13 protein-coding genes are annotated in these 16,020 nt (G+C 62.9%); 9 read left to right on the top strand and 4 right to left on the bottom strand.

Going from position 1 to position 16,020, the window contains the following annotated elements:
• Positions 1-122 precede the first annotated feature (122 nt).
• Positions 123-1,292: a GNAT family N-acetyltransferase gene (locus tag F6X42_RS15935; protein ID WP_187635135.1), complete on the top strand. Its 1,170-nt coding sequence runs from the start codon at positions 123-125 to the stop codon at positions 1,290-1,292.
• Positions 1,293-1,302: 10 nt separating this feature from the next.
• Complete coding sequence (locus tag F6X42_RS15940) at positions 1,303-1,617, top strand: GIY-YIG nuclease family protein (protein ID WP_187635136.1); 315 nt, start codon at positions 1,303-1,305, stop codon at positions 1,615-1,617.
• 6 nt (positions 1,618-1,623) lie between these two features.
• On the opposite strand, the gene F6X42_RS15945 is transcribed toward F6X42_RS15940, so the two are convergent.
• Positions 1,624-3,720, bottom strand: a complete 2,097-nt coding sequence (locus tag F6X42_RS15945) for an FUSC family protein (RefSeq protein ID WP_187635137.1) — start codon at positions 3,718-3,720, stop codon at positions 1,624-1,626.
• Between the two features lie 301 nt (positions 3,721-4,021).
• Complete coding sequence (gene ppa, locus F6X42_RS15950) at positions 4,022-4,549, bottom strand: inorganic diphosphatase (RefSeq protein ID WP_187635138.1); 528 nt, start codon at positions 4,547-4,549, stop codon at positions 4,022-4,024.
• Between the two features lie 298 nt (positions 4,550-4,847).
• On the opposite strand from ppa, the gene F6X42_RS15955 reads away from it, so the two are divergent.
• From F6X42_RS15955 to F6X42_RS15965, 3 genes are all read left to right on the top strand, one after another.
• Complete coding sequence (locus tag F6X42_RS15955; RefSeq protein WP_187635139.1) at positions 4,848-6,287, top strand: aldehyde dehydrogenase family protein; 1,440 nt, start codon at positions 4,848-4,850, stop codon at positions 6,285-6,287.
• 49 nt (positions 6,288-6,336) lie between these two features.
• On the top strand, positions 6,337-7,095 hold the full coding sequence (locus tag F6X42_RS15960; protein ID WP_187635140.1) for an SDR family oxidoreductase: 759 nt from the start codon (positions 6,337-6,339) through the stop codon (positions 7,093-7,095).
• Between the two features lie 140 nt (positions 7,096-7,235).
• Complete coding sequence (locus tag F6X42_RS15965; RefSeq protein ID WP_187635141.1) at positions 7,236-8,555, top strand: MFS transporter; 1,320 nt, start codon at positions 7,236-7,238, stop codon at positions 8,553-8,555.
• Positions 8,556-8,719: 164 nt separating this feature from the next.
• On the opposite strand, the gene F6X42_RS15970 is transcribed toward F6X42_RS15965, so the two are convergent.
• Positions 8,720-9,652 (bottom strand): DMT family transporter, encoded by a 933-nt coding sequence (locus tag F6X42_RS15970; RefSeq protein WP_187635159.1) that lies wholly within the window; start codon positions 9,650-9,652, stop codon positions 8,720-8,722.
• 128 nt (positions 9,653-9,780) lie between these two features.
• Here F6X42_RS15970 and F6X42_RS15975 point away from each other — a divergent pair, with 128 nt between their 5' ends.
• The 3 genes from F6X42_RS15975 (at position 9,781) to F6X42_RS15985 (ending at position 11,745) form a co-directional block, all read left to right on the top strand.
• Complete coding sequence (locus F6X42_RS15975) at positions 9,781-10,707, top strand: LysR family transcriptional regulator (protein WP_187635142.1); 927 nt, start codon at positions 9,781-9,783, stop codon at positions 10,705-10,707.
• Between the two features lie 82 nt (positions 10,708-10,789).
• Entirely contained in the window at positions 10,790-11,191 is a 402-nt protein-coding gene (locus tag F6X42_RS15980) for a hypothetical protein (protein WP_187635143.1), read from the top strand.
• A gap of 125 nt (positions 11,192-11,316) precedes the next feature.
• Complete coding sequence (locus tag F6X42_RS15985; protein WP_187635144.1) at positions 11,317-11,745, top strand: YciI family protein; 429 nt, start codon at positions 11,317-11,319, stop codon at positions 11,743-11,745.
• 204 nt (positions 11,746-11,949) lie between these two features.
• Here the strand turns inward: F6X42_RS15985 and F6X42_RS15990 are convergent, their stop codons facing one another.
• Positions 11,950-13,968 carry a sigma-54-dependent Fis family transcriptional regulator gene (locus tag F6X42_RS15990; protein WP_187635145.1) on the bottom strand — a complete coding sequence of 673 codons (2,019 nt, stop codon included), beginning with the start codon at positions 13,966-13,968 and terminating at the stop codon, positions 11,950-11,952.
• Between the two features lie 310 nt (positions 13,969-14,278).
• On the opposite strand from F6X42_RS15990, the gene exaC reads away from it, so the two are divergent.
• Positions 14,279-15,805: an acetaldehyde dehydrogenase ExaC gene (gene exaC / locus F6X42_RS15995; protein ID WP_187635146.1), complete on the top strand. Its 1,527-nt coding sequence runs from the start codon at positions 14,279-14,281 to the stop codon at positions 15,803-15,805.
• Positions 15,806-16,020: the final 215 nt, after the last annotated feature.

The raw sequence follows: 16,020 nt of genomic DNA on the forward strand, positions 1-16,020 counted from the left end.
GCTCGCGGTACCGCGGCTCGATGGCTCGACGGAATTGGACAACCGGATAAACGAACTCAACGAACGACGTGGCCGCTTCAGCTTCACAGCGCCGCGCCGCTCATTGCAAACAGTCACTCAGATTGAACCAGCAACGTATCGATTATCGCACGGGCATTCTGGCATCGCCCTCCGAGGTGGACGCCGCCGAGTGGAACGCCCTCCTCGCCGCGCAGCCGCAGCCCACGCCGTTTTTGCGGCACGAGTTTCTGAGCGCGCTGAACGCGACGCAATGCGCGGTTCCCGGCACCGGTTGGGCGCCGCAATTCGTCACGCTGACCGACTCGCGCACGGGCAAGCTCGCGGCGGCGACACCCGTCTACCTGAAAGGCCATTCGTACGGCGAGTACGTGTTCGACTGGGCCTGGGCCGACGCGTACAAGCGCAACGGTCTGCCCTATTACCCGAAGCTGTTGTGCGCGGTGCCGTTCACGCCGGTGCAGGGCAACCGGCTGCTGTCGACGAATGAGCACGCGTTGCGCCATCTCGCGGCCACCTTGATGGCGTTCGCCGAACAGGCCGAGGTGTCGTCGCTGCATGTGCTGTTTCCGACGCAACGCGAAGCGGACGCGCTCACCGACATCGGCATGATGCAACGCGAAGGCGTGCAGTTTCACTGGCTCAACGACGGCTATCGCGACTTCGAAGACTTTCTGTCGACGCTCGAACAGAAGAAGCGCAAGAACATCCGCGCCGAACGTCGCAAGGTGCGCGACGCGGGCGTGACGATGCGAAGGATCCGCGGCGAAGACATCAAGGATGCCGACTGGCGCTTCTTCAGCAAGTGCTATCGGCAAACCTATCGCGAGCATTTCTCGAGTCCGTATCTGAACCTCGATTTCTTCCGGATGATCGGCGCGTCGATGCCTGAGAATCTGCTGCTCGTGATCGCCGAATACGAGGGCAAGCCGATCGCCAGCTCGCTCGTCGTCTATCAGCGCGACGACAAGACCGGCGGCACCTTGTATGGTCGCTACTGGGGCGCGCTCGAACACGTGCCGTGTCTGCACTTCGAAACCGCGTACTATCAGCCGCTCGAATTCTGCATCGAAGCAAAGCTCGGCGCATTCGAAGGCGGCGCGCAGGGCGAGCACAAGATGGCGCGCGGCTTTCTGCCGACGGTCACGCGCTCGGCGCATTGGCTCGCGCATCCGGCGTTCGCCGACGCGGTCGGTCATTTCCTCGATAACGAAAAGAACAGCATCCACGCGTACGTGGACGAGCTGCGCGAACACAATCCGTTCAAAGGCTAGAAGCGCGGTCATGGCGTGGTTTCTCTATCTGCTCGAATGCTCGGACGGCAGCGTCTATACCGGCATCGCGACCGATGTCGCCGCGCGCTTCGACAAACACGTGAGCGGCACGGGCGCGCGTTATACGCGCTCGCGCAAGCCGGTGCGGCTGCTGGCGTCGTTCGAGCTGGCGGACCGGTCGAGCGCGTCGAGCGCCGAGTATTGGGTCAAGCGGCTCACGGCGGCGGATAAGCGCGCGCTGGCCGCCGGGGTGTTCACGCTGCAGTCGGTGTTGCCGGTGGTGGCGGCAAATGCTGACGCCGAAGACGGCGATAGTTCCAGTTGAGTCGGGCTATCCCCTCGCTTCCCGCATCCTCTCCGTCAACAGCCGATGCACACGCGCCAGTTCGCCAACCACGTCCGCCTCCAGCGACGTCAACTGCTCGCGCGCGGGCAATTCGAGCCAGACCGGCCGTAACGTGCGGTTCAACGCGGCCTCGATCGCCGCACTCATCGCCGCGACCCATTCGTCGAGTTCGTTATGCATGTCGCGACGGTTCGCGGTGAGGCGCAGCTGCGTCGCGGTGCCCGCCATTCGCCGCAGCAGACTCAGCATCGTCAGCGTGACCGTATCGGCCATCGAGTCCTCGAGCTTTTCGAGGCGCACGCGGCCGATCGCTTCTTCCGCGTTGTTGCTGGCGAGACCCGCGGCGCGGCGCAACTGCTCGATCTCCTTGCCGCTGTGCCGAGGCGCTTCGAGCGACGCGCGCAGATACGCGAGATTCGCGCGCACCGCGTCGCCGAGATAAACGCGCAGGTCGAGCTTCTCGCGCGTCGGCCATAGAAGGAACGTCGCAAGCAGCGCGAGCACGCAGCCGAGCACGTTGTTGCCGAGCCGCGTCAGCGCGAACGCCAACTCGTTGGCGCCCGGCGTCGCGAAGTCGGCGACCAGCACGAAGGCCGGCGTCAGGAACAGCACGAACAGGCTGTAGCTGACGGGGCGCAGCGCCATCGTCGCCATCACGAGCGGGAACACGGCGAGCGAGATGCCGAGCGGCGAATGAATCGCATAGCCGATCGCCGCCGCAAGCACGCCGCCGACGATGCTGCCCGCCGCGCGCTCGACGCTGCGCGGCCACGTCGCCGCAATCGACGGCTGCAGGATCAGCACCGTCGCCATCGTCGCCCAGTAGCCGAATGGCAGACCAAGCGCGCGAATCACGACGAAGCCCGCCGTCGTCGTCACGCCGACACGCGCCGCATGGCGCAAGCCGACCGACTGCCACGACAGGTTCGCCTTCAGCGTCGACCAGGCGCGCGCGGTGTAACGCGCGACACACGCGCCCCACGGCTCGACGTGCACCTCACGCGGTGCGAAATCGACGAGCTCGAAACCGGATAACAGCTTCACCGGTTCGGGCAACGCGCTTTCGAGCCGATCCGCGAGGCGCCGCAGACGCGCCTGCGGATCGGCGAGACGTTCCCAGCGCGCGTCGCCGGTCGCGCTGCCGATGTCGCTGAGCACTACGCCGATCGCATTCAGCAAGCGCGCCGCGCGTTGCGTGCGGCGCCGATCGTCGGGCACTTTCTCGCCCGCGCCCGACACCGCGATCAGATAGGCGAACAACGCTTCGCCGTCGGTCAACAAGCCAAGCAACGTGTCATAGACGGCAGCGCCGCCCGCTTTCGAGGCGGGCACGCTCGCGAGCGCGTCGCGTGAACGTTCGAGCGACGCGCGCGCATCGGCGCGAAAGCGCGCGGCATGCGTGGCCCATTCGCGCGGCGCGGCACGTTCGCCGACCAGACGCGCGCTATCGAAGGCGACATCGGCGAGGCGCAGATACACCGCGCGCAACGACGCGCGGCTCGTGCCGAACGGATGGATGCGCCACACGGTCAGGCTCAGCACGATCGCGAACAGGCAGCCGACCAGATAGACGCCGAGAAACGCGACACCCGCGCGCGCGTCGTGCATCGGCCGATCGACCATCACGACGCAGGCGGTCGCCGCGAGGATCGTCACCTGCGAGGTGGCCGCTCCCCAGATGCGGCCGAACGCGCCGAGCGTCGCGAACGCGAGCACCGCGAGCGCTGCCAGCGCGTTGCCCGACGCGGACGCGAAAGCGGTGACGCCGCCGCACAGCGTCGACAGCAGCGCAAAGCTCATCATCGACATGAAGCGCGCGCGGTTCGAGCCAGCCGCATCGGCGAGGCAGGTCCAGAAAGCGCCGATCGCGGCCCATGCGAACACCGGATCGTGCAGCAGGTTGCCGAGCGCCAGCATCGCGGTCGACGCGCACGCCGCTCGCAGGCCCTCCGACAGACTCGCCTCGCTCGCCGCGAACGACACCATCCAGACCGGCCGCTTGCGGTAGATCGCGGTGACGACCGAGTGCAGCCGGGTCGACCAGCGCGGCGACGTCGAGTGGGACTTGCTGCGGTTCATCATCCGGACAGTGCTTTTTTGAAGTGATGGAAACCCGCGGGGATCGAGCAGTGAGTTCGCGCGCGAGGTCGTGCGGCGAATGATAAGGGTTTACACCTAAATATAAAAATGCGTTCCGTTCATCGTGGCGATGCATTCGGGTTATGCGCATTATGTGCAACACGAAGCGTGCGACACGAAAATGGTGGGCGCTCATTTCACGCTAGTCGAACGCCGCACAAATCGCATGAAAAAACCGCGCGGTCCTTGCGGACTCGCGCGGTTTTCGTACTGCATGCAGCGAGCGGACGAACCGCGGCGCGGCTTAGTTCTTGTAGTTCGCCACGCCTTCGCTGATTTCCTTGTGGGCGGCATCAACGTCGGCCCAGCCTTCGACCTTGACCCACTTGCCTTTTTCGAGCGCCTTGTACTGCTCGAAGAAGTGCTTGATCTGGTCCTTCAGGTACGCGGGCACGTCGTCGACCGAATTCAGGTTCGCCGTCATCGGGCAGATCTTGTCGTGCGGCACGGCGATCAGCTTCGCGTCGACGCCCGACTCATCGGTCATCTGCAGCATGCCGAGCGCGCGGGCGCGCACGACCGAGCCTGCCAGCAGCGGGAACGGCGTGATCACCAGCACGTCGACCGGGTCGCCGTCGCCCGACAGCGTCTTCGGAATGAAGCCGTAGTTGGCCGGATAGCGCATGCCGGTGCCGATGAAACGGTCGACCACGAGCAGGCCCAGGTCCTTGTCGGCTTCGTACTTCACCGGATCGCTTTGCGCCGGGATTTCGATGATGACGTTGAAATCGTGCGGAAGGTCTTTGCCTGCGGGAACGTGATTGAAGCTCATGAGCGCTCTCTGAAGGGGATGGAAATCGGAAGGCGGCGAACGGCGCGCGGGCTGCGGATACGGTGCGAACTGTGTGCGAACCGCAAACGCCGAACCCTGAAACCCTATTGCCCCGAACGACGGGGCCACGCGCCGGACCGTGCGGAATGCGCCATTATAGCCAATCGGCAGATGGCATCCGCGGTTGGATCGGCGCGATAATCGTCTGGCGACTCACGCTTCCCGTCTCTATCGTTTTGTGTTTCCCCTTCGAATCCGCGCCGCCGCACGCCGGCCGCGCCATCTTCAAGGAGCATGCATGGAAGAAGCCCGGCATTTCATCGGCGGCGAGTGGTGCGCCGCTTCCGGCGGCGAATCGATCGCCGTACTCGATCCGTCGGACGGCCAGCCGTTCACGCGCATCGCGCGCGGCACCGAGGCCGATATCGACACCGCCGTGCATGCGGCGCGCCGCGCATTCGACGGCGCATGGGGTGCGCTGAGCGCCGCCGAGCGCGGCCGCGTACTGTACCGGCTGTCGCTGCTGGTGGCCGCGCGCCAGGAAGACCTTGCGCAGCTCGAAGCGCGCGACACCGGCAAGCCGCTCAGGCAGGCGCGCGCCGACGCCGCCGCCCTCACCCGCTATTTCGAGTACTACGCCGGCGCGGCCGACAAGCTGCATGGCGAAACCCTGCCCTACCAGTCCGGCTACACGGTCCTGACGATCCGCGAACCGCACGGCGTAACCGGTCACATCGTGCCGTGGAACTATCCGATGCAGATTGTCGGGCGCAGCGTCGGCGCGGCGCTCGCAACCGGCAACGCGTGCGTCGTCAAACCGGCCGAGGACGCGTGCCTGTCGGTGCTGCGGGTCGCCGAACTCGCCGCCGAAGCCGGCCTGCCGGTTGGCGCGCTAAATATCGTGACCGGCTATGGACACGAAGCGGGCGCCGCGCTCGCGCGTCATGCGGGCATCGATCACATCTCGTTCACGGGATCGCCCGAAACCGGCAAGCTCGTCACCCAGATGGCCGCCGAGAACCATGTGCCGGTCACGCTCGAACTCGGCGGCAAGTCGCCGCAAATCGTGTTCGCCGACGCCGATCTCGACGCCGCGCTGCCGGTGCTGATCTCCGCGATCGTGCAGAACGCCGGGCAAACCTGTTCGGCGGGCAGCCGCGTGCTGATCGACCAGGCGATTTACGAGCCGCTGCTCGACAGGCTCACCAACGCATTCCAGGCGCTGCGCGTCGGGCCATCGACTGCCGATCTCGACTGCGGGCCGCTGATCAGCGCGAAACAACAGCAGCGCGTGTGGGACTTCCTGTCCGATGCGCAGCACGACGGCATCGCGATGGCCGCGCACGGCGAAGTGGTTCCCGAAGCGCCCGAAAGCGGCTTCTATCAGGCGCCGACGTTGCTGCGCGACGTGCCCGCGAGCCACCGGCTCGCGCGCGACGAAGTATTCGGTCCGGTGCTCGCCGCGATGTCGTTCCGCAATGAAGACGAAGCGCTCGCGCTCGCGAACGGCACGCAGTTCGGGCTCGTCGCCGGTATCTGGACATGCGACGGCGCGCGCCAGATGCGGCTCGCGCGACGCGTGCGCTCGGGCCAGGTGTTCATCAACAACTATGGCGCGGGCGGCGGCGTCGAGTTGCCGTTCGGCGGCGTCAAGCATTCGGGGCATGGTCGCGAGAAAGGCTTCGAGGCCCTGTATGGCTTTACGGTGCTGAAGACGATTGCGATCCGGCACGGCTAGCGGATTCGGAGCACGCAGCACTCTATCCATCACAAACAACGGAGACATCATGCGGCTGACAGGTAAAACGGCCATCGTCACGGGCGGCGGTTCGGGTTTCGGCGAAGGCATCGCGAAGACCTTTGCGCGCGAAGGCGCGAACGTCGTGGTCAACGATCTCGACGGACCGGCCGCTGAACGCGTCGCGAGCGAGATCGCGATTGCGGGCGGCAAGGCGATCGCGGTGCCCGGCAACGTCGCGCAACGCGACGACTGGCGCACGCTGCGCGAGGCCGCGCTCGAAGACTTCGGCAGCGTGCAGATCATTGTCAACAACGCGGGCACCACGCATCGCAACAAGCCGGTGCTCGAAGTGACCGAGGCCGAGTTCGACCGCGTCTATGCGGTGAACGTGAAGAGCATCTACTGGAGCGTGCAGGAGTTCGTGCCGTATTTTCGCGAGCAAGGCGGCGGCAGCTTCATCAATATCGCGTCGACGGCGGGCGTGCGGCCGCGGCCGGGGCTCGTCTGGTACAACGGCAGCAAGGGCGCGGTGATCATCGCGAGCAAGTCGCTCGCGGTCGAGCTCGGGCCGGAGCGGATTCGCGTGAACTGCGTGAATCCGGTGATCGGTGAGACCGCGTTGCTGGCCGAATTCATGGGCGTCGAGGATACGCCGCAGAATCGGCAGAAGTTTCTGGCGGGGATTCCGCTCGGGCGGTTTTCGACGCCGCAGGACATTGCGAATGCCGCGCTGTATCTGGCTTCGGATGAGGCGGAGTTTATTACCGGCGTGTGCCTCGAAGTGGATGGGGGGCGCTGCGTGTAGCGGTAAGCGAAGCGCTGCGCATGCGTTGCGTGCGCAGTCAGTGTTTCCCCCCAATATGCATTCGTCGTGCAAAAGAGCCGGCGCGGCTAGAATCGATCGGCGGCGATACTTCAATTCCATAAAAATGAGGAGACACAGTCATGGCTAGTCCTGCAGATCCGCTGCACCATCCCGGCGCTGGCGCGCCGGGTTCGACGTTCGAAGAAGCCACCTACCGCAAGGTCTCGTGGCGGCTCGCGCCGCTTCTGATGCTCTGCTACATCGTCGCGTATCTGGACCGCGTGAACGTCGGCTTCGCCAAGTTGGGAATGAGCACCGACCTCGGCTTGAGCGACGCGGTGTACGGCTTCGGCGCGGGGATTTTCTTTCTCGGCTATTTCATCTTCGAAGTGCCGAGCAACGTGATCCTGCACAAGGTCGGCGCGCGCGTGTGGATCGCGCGGATCATGATTTCGTGGGGCGTGATCTCGATGCTGACGATGCTCGTCACCACGCCGACGATGTTTTATGTGATGCGCTTTCTGCTCGGGCTGGCCGAGGCGGGGTTCTTTCCTGGCATCATTTTGTACCTCACCTACTGGTATCCGGCGCATCGGCGCGGGCGGATGACGACCTGGTTTATGACCGCGATTGCGTTGTCGGGGGTGATTGGTGGACCTGTTTCGGGTTATATCCTGAAGAACTTCAACGGCGTGAATGGGTGGCACGGGTGGCAGTGGCTGTTTCTGCTCGAAGGGGTGCCGTCGGTGCTCGTCGGGATCATCGTGTTTGTGATGCTCGATGATCGGATTTCGAAGGCGAAGTGGCTCACTCGTGAAGAGCGGCAGTTGCTTGAGAGTCAAGTATCGGCTGAAGAAGCGACCAAGCACGATATGCCGATTCGGCAAGTGCTCACTAGTGGGCGAGTGTTGATGTTGAGCCTCACCTATTTCTCGTTTGTGATGGGGCTTTATGGGGTGAGCTTCTGGTTGCCGACGATTATCAAATCCACCGGCGTCACCGATGCGTTCGTGATCGGCCTGCTGTCGGCGGTGCCGTTTGCCGCAGCCGTCGTGGCGATGGTGTTCGTGGCGCGAAGTGCGGATCGGTCGCGGGAGCGTCGGTGGCATATTGCGGTGCCGGCGTTTGCTGGGGCTGTCGGGCTCGTGCTTTCCGTCGTTTGGACGCATAACACCGTGCTGGCCATGGCGGGGTTGACGCTGGCTACGATGGGCATCCTGACCACGTTGCCGTTGTTCTGGAGTCTGCCTACGGCGATTCTGGCGGGCACCGGCGCCGCTGCCGGGATTGCGATGATTAATTCGATCGGGAATCTTGCGGGTTTCCTGAGTCCTTACGCTGTGGGGTGGTTGAAGCAGGTTACCGCAGCTAATGATTCGGGAATGTATATGCTCGCGGCTTTTATGGTGCTCGGCGGTTTGCTTGCTATTAGTGTGCCGGCGAAGATGGTTGATAAATAAACCGGGTTCGCCGAAGTAACATCGAATCACAGATGCAGGCCGACTTTTGCCAACAGCATGAGGCATGGGTCGGCCACCAAGGGACGCTCGACGGGGCTGTATACATCGTCGGCAGCCGCTTTTCGTCTCGCGTGACGCTAAACCATAGCGGACGATGTGCGCCGTCACGCGTCGTTAGAGACCACCGGATGCATATCGACAGGGGGGTTGACGCTCCTTTGCCAGGGGACTGTCGCCAGTACAGACGCAAATACCATCAGCCCCCCTCCAAGCCAGCCCCATATCGAAAGCTGCTCCCCAAGCCATGTGTACGCGAACAGCGCGCCAAACGCCGGTTCGCTTCCCATCAACAGCGCCACGCGAGTTGGGCTACTGCGTTTAACGGCAAAATTTTGCGCGAAGAAGGCGAACAGCGTGCATGCGAGCACCAGATAACCGATGCTCACCCAGAACATGCCATGCCCGGCCAGCGTCGGCAGCGGACGCCATTGTTGAGGCGCGCACACCAGAGCAGCGACAAGACTGCCGAGCGCGACCGTGCCTGCCTGAACCGCCGTCACCGACAAGGGCGCAAGCGCCGAGTCGCGCATCACACGCTTGGTCACGCACACCATCAATGCACGGAGCAGTGCAGCCAGAAGAATCAGCGCGTCGCCCGCCGTCGGGATGAACACGCCACCACTCACCAATGAGGCGCCCGCCAACGACAAGACAACGGCCAACCACTCGCCGCTCGACGGCTTTCTTCGCAGCAGCCCCCATTCGACGATTGGCGTCAGCACGACACACAAGCTGATGAGAAACGCCGCGTTTGACGCGCGTGTCATTGATATTCCGAACGTCTCCGACAAAAAGATGCCTAGCAGTAGTCCGCCCGTCCCCAAACTACCGACTATCGCGGACGCCTTGGCATACCGGAGCGAACGCAATGCAGGCAACAACAAAAAGAACGTCAACCCAAAGCGCAGTGCCAGCAGCCCCAACACGGGATAGAACGCGAGGGCGCCTTTCACGACCCCGTAGCTGGTGCCCCACACCATCGCGACTGCCAGCAGCATCAGGTCCGATATCCAGAGCCAGCGTTTTTGATGCGACACGATGGATTCTCCGTTTCTGGTCGAGGAACCCTGATTGTCGAGTATTGCGAACTGAACCATAATCGGTGCATGCCGCACATCAGTTATGTCGAGAACGCACAGATGCGGCCGTCGTCGCGAGTATGCCAATGAATCCCGTTGAACTTTTTGCGCTGTTACCTGACATGGCGACTTTTGCGCGCGTGGTCGATGCCGGCAACTTCTCGGTAGCCGCGCGACGGCTAGGCAGCACGCCGTCGACAGTCAGCCGGCAGATCAAACGCCTTGAAGAAGCGCTTGGCACGCGATTGCTGGAGCGATCGACGCGCAGCATCCGGGTGACCGATACGGGCGCACAGGTCTACCGGTATTGCAGCGACATGGTCGGAGCGGCATCGGGGGCCGTCGATATCGCCGGACAAGGGGTTGGCGAGCCGACAGGTAAGGTCCGAGTCAGTGCACCGATCGCATTCGCACGATCCGTCGTTCATCCGCTGATCCCCGAGTTTCTGCGTAGCTGGCCGGACGTGGACGTGCAGCTGATGTTCGAGGACCGCGAAGTCGATCCGTTACGTGAGGACGTCGATATTGTGATTCGACTGACCCGTTCGCCTCCGTTGGGCCTGGCTGCCCGGCGACTCGGAACCGTGAAATGGCTGCTGTGCGCGTCGCCCGCTTATCTCGACGCGCGCGGGGAGCCAGTCGAGCCGCGTGATCTCGCACGCCACGAATGTCTCTACCTTGGGGAAACGGTCGATGACAATCGATGGCATTTCCGGCGCGGCACAGAGACTCAGTCGCTTGAGGTGAGGGGGCGTTATATCGCGAATCATGCAGGGGCTCGTCTTGATGCAGCGTTGCAGGATTGGGGCATTGCGAGCTTGCCCGACTTTGCCGCTGCGCAGGCACTGCGGCGAGGCAGTCTCGTTCAGATTCTCGTCGATTGGGAATTCGAGGCGCGCCCGTATATGGGTCCCGTCTGGCTGCTGTATCCGCCTAATCGCTTCCTTCCGTCGAAGGTGCGAGCGCTGATCGATTACCTCGCCAGCCACATGGTCGACACCACGAATGAATGAATGATTTGGGTCGTGCCTTCAGCATGCAACGCATCTCGACGACCGTCCGCGGCTGGGCGTGGGAGATATCGTGGAGTATTTCATGAGAAGCGCACTGAAACGCCGCTTCAAACTGTTTATCCAGCGTTTCTGGCAGCCAACTAGCGCATGCATGACCTGTATGCCCGGGAGCTGGGGCAACGTCCTGAGCCTGACTCACTGGGCGATCGCATTCAAAACCGGCCTGTTCACCGGTGTGCTGGCCCTGCTGCTCACCTTCACGCCAGCGGCGAAGTGGTACGGGAATCGCTATGGCAACGCACTGCTCGTCGGCTGTCTGACCGCAATCGGCGATGCCTACTCTCACTTTAGCCAGTATCGCATTCATGCTCTCGAACACATTGCGACGGGGGTGATGTCAGGTCTGTTTGCGCTCCTTGCGTCGTACGTGTTCGAGGACCGCGCGCGCCGCGTACGCACGCTATGGTCGCGCTTGTTCGGATAATTCAACCCCGCTTGAATGTCGCGGAGACTCGACTTGCGCATGTCGATTTCTCCCACGATCATCCGTCGTAGTCACGGGAGGCGGCTTTGCCTCCGAACAATATCGTCTTCAAAGGAGAAACCCGAATGCGTGTCATGGTCATCATCAAGGCAACCCCCGAATCCGAAGCCGGGCAAATGCCAGGCATGGAACTCATCGCGGCGATGGGCAAATACAACGAGGAACTCGTGAAGGCCGGGATCATGCAAGGCGGCGACGGGCTCAAACCGAGTTCCGCAGGCGTACGCGTGAAGTTTTCCGGGAAAGACAGAACCGTCGTTGACGGTCCATTTGCCGAGGTCAAGGAATTGATCGCGGGCTATTGGCTCTGGCAGGTTCAATCGATGGACGAAGCAATCGAATGGGTGAAGCGTTGTCCGAATCCAATGGTGAGTGATTCAGAGATCGAGATTCGGCCTTTCTTTGAACCCGCGGACTTTGGCGAGGCCTTTACGCCTGAACTCCAGGAACAGGAAAAGCGTCTGCGACAACAGATCGAAGGGCAGACCCGCTGACAATTTTGTTTTCTTTTGGCCGTCCATGACCGCTGTGACAGCGGTCATGGACGGGCTAGCCAATGAACTCCCCGATACGCTCCCACATACGCACCGGGTTCGAATCGATCGGAAAGTCACCGGTAGTGTGCGGTGGTCACTGATTCGCCGAGCGGATGCGTCGAAGACAGCGCAGGTTTCGGCCGCAAGCAGAAAGCTCGCGCGTCAATCATCACCCCCCGGGCGTCCCGACTGCGTCGCCGGCATCTTGCGATAAATAGTGTTCCGCGACACCCCAAGCGCACGCGCCGCGGCCGACACGTTGCCGCCATAGCGCGCTACCGTCATCGCGACCGCCGACGCGGTGACATCCTGCAACCGTGCGCCGTCGGGCACCAACGCATCGCCAGCAGCAAGCGTGTCCGCAGCCGATGCAGCGGCCTCCCCGTGATCAGCCTCGCCACTGCGGCAACGCGCGCCACGGACATCATCCAGAAAATCATCCGGCAGATGCTCCCACCGGATCTCTCTATCGTCCTCCACCATCGCCGCCGCGGTGCGCAGCAGATTAGCCAGTTGCCGGCAGTTGCCTGGCCACGCATGCCGCGCGAACTCGGCCATCACATCCGGCGCAACACTGAGCGAGCGCCGCCCCCCGCATTCAACTGATTCCCGCTGCAACATCTTCTCGACCACGACCGCGAGATCGCTCCGCTCACGCAACGACGGCAACCGAACCGCAAGCCCGTTGATCCGATAGTAAAGATCCTCACGAAACTGGTTTTGCGCAATCATCTCGCGCAGGTTTCGATGTGTCGCGCAGATAATGGAAACATCAACAGGAAGCGCTCTCGTCGCCCCAAGCGGCGTCACAAGCCGCTCCTGCAACACGCGCAGCAGCCGCACCTGCAATGAATACGGCATATCACCGATCTCATCGAGAAACAGCGTGCCGCCATTCGCCTGCATCAGCTTGCCGATCGATCCTTTGCGCCGCGCGCCGGTGAACGCGCCCTCTTCATAACCGAACAGCTCGCATTCGATCAGCGACTCGGGAATCGACGCACAGTTGACCGCGACGAACGGCCTGTCGCGACGCGGCGAATCGTTGTGAATCGCCTGCGCGAGCAACTCCTTGCCGGTGCCGGTCTCGCCGGCGATCAGAATCGGAATGTCCTTGCCGAGCACCCTGCGAAGCTTCGCGATCAGCGCGGACACGCGAGCATCGCCAGTGTCGAGATCGCTGAGACGCGACAGTCCCGTCTCCGGGCGCGGCCCATTCGCTCGCGCCGGTCGCGATGCGGCCGCAACATCAACATCGACCGCCCCACGCCCCTGCCCGAATGAAGTCCGCTGAAACTGCGCACGCGCGCATACCACCGCACCGTTGTGCAGATTCAGCATCAAATGCGGCGCGACGCCATGCGTCAACCGGTCGATCAATTGCGCATACGAGATCTGAAACAGCGACGACAGCGTATGCGTGCGCAGCGCGGCGAGCGGCAAGCCGAACTGAAACTGCGCGCTCCGATTCGCGGACAGAAAGCGGCCATCGTGCGTGAACGCAATGATCCCTTCCATCAGCGTGCCAAGGAACTCCGGCCGTCCATGAAAGGACACTTGCAGCACGTCGCGAAACGCGGTCGAGAACAGATGATTTTCGATCATCTGCACCGACATCTTCGCCAGTGCCATCGTGTGCTGGTGATAGCTGCGGTAATCGCCGGTCACGTCGAGCACGCCGATCAGATCGCCGTACGGATCGAGAATCGGCACACTCGAACAGGTCAGGAAGCGGTTTGCCGCCAGATAGTGCTGGTCGCCATGCACGACCATCGCACAGCCCTCGGCCAGCGAGGTGCCGATCGCGTTGGTGCCCTGGCGATCCTCGGCCCAGTTCGCGCCGGGCCGCAGCGCCACTTTTTCGGCGCGATGCAGGAAGTCGTCATCGCCGATCGAATGCAGGATCAAGCCTTCGGCGTTGGTCAACACAATCATGCTTTGCGTGTTGACGATCTGCTCGCGCAGCGTCTCCATGATGGGCATTGCATGCGCGCACAGCGTCTGGTTCTGTTCACGCTTCAGCACGAGGCCCGTATCGGAGAGGATGTCGTAATCCGGTCGGATCGATGCGCGAAGGCCGAATGTCTCCGAGCGTTCGTGGGCTTTCTGAATGGCCGGTGCGGGCCAGCCATTGGAGCGGTTGGCCGCAGTAAGGCCGACCGGATGAACGTCGTCGCGCATTGTCTCCTCCTGAGGGCATCCGGGTCGTGCCGGACGCTTCGATGCGTGTCGACAGGATACTCCGTTTGATAGCCCGCCCGCCGCCCGCGACGATCCGCGCACGCCAGCGCCATTGATCTGCGTCAGCGTCGGCCCCGTCTGCGGCGTTTTTGAACACCTGCTGCCCGTATGACTGTTCCGAAACGGAACACTTCTGCATGCGCAGGCCGGGGCGTCCCCGCAAATTTCGTATGTCGACGCATTGGTACGGTTCGTGCCTGATGTCGTCCCGCGCAGTCACCCGATCACCATCACATAACGGAGACAAGTGATGAATCCCTTCGACCTGAAAGCCCTCGGCATCGACATCGAGTATCCCTATCGCCAGCGATACGAAAACTACATCGGCGGCAAGTGGGTGCCGCCGGCCGGCGGCGACTATTTCGACAACGTGTCGCCGATCAACGGGCAACCGTTTTGTCGCGTGCCCCGTTCGAACGCCGCCGACATCGATCTCGCCATCGACGCCGCGCACGCGGCGCGCCGCAAATGGGCGAAGACGTCGGTCACGGAGCGCGCGAACTTGCTGCTCGCGGTCGCCGAGCGCATGGAAAAGAATCTGAAGCTGCTCGCGGTCGCGGAGACGATCGACAACGGCAAGCCGCTCCGCGAAACGATGGCCGCTGACTTGCCGCTCGCCGTCGATCATTTCCGCTATTTCGCGGGCTGTATCCGGGCCCAGGAAGGCAGCATCTCGGAGATCGACGACAACACGGTCGCCTATCACTTTCACGAGCCGCTTGGCGTAGTCGGTCAGATAATCCCGTGGAATTTCCCGCTGCTGATGGCCGCATGGAAGCTCGCGCCCGCGCTCGCGGCCGGCTGCTGCGTCGTGATGAAACCTGCCGAACAGACGCCCGCTTCGATCCTCGTGCTGATCGAAGTGATCGGCGACCTGTTCCCGGCAGGGGTCATCAATATCGTCAGCGGCTTCGGCAAGGAAGCGGGCGAAGCGCTCGCCACCAGCAAGCGCATCGCGAAGATCGCATTCACGGGCTCGACACCGGTCGGCAAGCGCATCCTGCATGCGGCGGCGGAGAACCTGATTCCGTCGACGGTCGAACTCGGCGGCAAGAGCCCGAACATCTTCTTCGCCGACGTGCTCGATCGCGACGACGCGTTCCTCGACAAGGCGCTCGAAGGTCTCGCGATGTTCGCGCTGAATCAGGGCGAAGTGTGTACGTGCCCGTCGCGCGTGCTGGTTCAGGAGTCGATCTATGAGCGCTTCATCGAGAAAGCGATCGCCCGCGTGGAGCGCATCAAGGCCGGCCACCCGCTGGACCTCGACACGATGATCGGCGCGCAGGCGTCGCAGCAACAGCTCGACAAGATCCTGTCGTATATTGACATCGGCCGGGACGAAGGGGCGCGGTGCCTCGTCGGTGGCGAGCGCACGACGCCCGGCGCCGGTCTCGGCGAGGGCTTCTACGTGAAGCCGACCATGCTGTTCGGCAACAACGATATGCGCGTGTTCCAGGAGGAGATTTTCGGGCCGGTGGCCTCGGTGATGACGTTCAAGGACGAACAGCAAGCGATCGAACTCGCGAACGACACGTACTATGGCCTGGGCGCCGGCGTGTGGACCCGCGACGGCACCCGCGCATACAGGATGGGACGTGAGATCGAGGCGGGACGCGTGTGGACCAACTGCTACCACCTGTATCCGGCGCATGCGGCATTCGGCGGATACAAGCAGTCGGGGATCGGACGGGAAACGCACAAGACGGCGTTGTCGAATTATCAGCAGACGAAGTGTCTGCTGGTGAGCTATCAGGCGGAGGCGCTTGGGTTCTTTTAAGTGGGGGCGCGCGTCGTCAACCGACGACGCGTGCCGACGAATTTGGCCGGGCGGCGTGCAGGCCGCTCCGACTGCATCAATCGATGCGGAGGGTGTAAAAATTTTTGTGTAAACGGTCATTTGGCAGGAAACTGTCAGCAACAGGAGCACAGATGACCGTAGCGAAACGCAACAAAAGAGAAAAACCCGATCCTGAACTCGTCAAGCTGGCAGAC

The sequence above is a fragment of the Paraburkholderia podalyriae genome (assembly GCF_014397785.1).
Lineage (GTDB): Bacteria > Pseudomonadota > Gammaproteobacteria > Burkholderiales > Burkholderiaceae > Paraburkholderia > Paraburkholderia podalyriae.